The 720-nt window shown below is 47.9% G+C and carries 3 tRNA genes; all 3 read right to left on the bottom strand.

The window, feature by feature from the left end:
- Positions 1-177 precede the first annotated feature (177 nt).
- Positions 178-250 (bottom strand) — tRNA-Thr (locus tag B4113_RS11375).
- Positions 251-253: 3 nt separating this feature from the next.
- Positions 254-329 (bottom strand) — tRNA-Phe (locus B4113_RS11380).
- Positions 330-644: 315 nt separating this feature from the next.
- A tRNA-Asp gene (locus tag B4113_RS11385) sits at positions 645-717 on the bottom strand.
- Positions 718-720: the final 3 nt, after the last annotated feature.

The raw sequence follows: 720 nt of genomic DNA on the forward strand, positions 1-720 counted from the left end.
TTGGTATACACTCAAATATTTGACGATGTCCCTTCCTCTACCAGCCGACTCAAAGATGCCGAGTGCGTCGAGGTAACTCGCAGTTAACTCGAAGATGTATTCCTCGTTACTGAGCGTATGGCTCATGGAGGTCCTTAGTGAAGCACACACTTGCATACTCTCAAGCAAAAGAAAAGATGCCGGCTGCAGGACTTGAACCCGCAACCTACTGATTACAAGTCAGTTGCTCTACCAATTGAGCTAAGCCGGCGAATGGTGGCTCGGGACGGAATCGAACCGCCGACACAAGGATTTTCAGTCCTTTGCTCTACCGACTGAGCTACCGAGCCATATGTTATTTTTTAACTCGCTCATTGATTGTTCTATGCCTCTTCCTCTACCAGCTGATTCAAAGATGCTTGATGCGTCGAGGCAACTCGCAGCAAACTCGATGATGCTGATGCTCGTCTCTACCGACTGAGCTACCGAGCCATATGTTATTTTTTAACTCGCTCATTGATTGCTCTATGCCTCTTCCTCTACCAGCTGATTCAAAGATGCTTGATGCGTCGAGGTAACTCGCAGCAAACTCGATGATGCTGATGCTCGTCTCTACCAAGAAAGCAACCAAAATATATAGGGTTGTCATAATTTTTAAACAAAGACGGTCCCGACGGGACTCGAACCCGCGATCTCCTGCGTGACAGGCAGGCATGTTAACCACTACACTACGGGACCTTG

Source organism: Geobacillus sp. B4113_201601 (assembly GCF_001587475.1).
Classification (GTDB): domain Bacteria; phylum Bacillota; class Bacilli; order Bacillales; family Anoxybacillaceae; genus Geobacillus; species Geobacillus icigianus.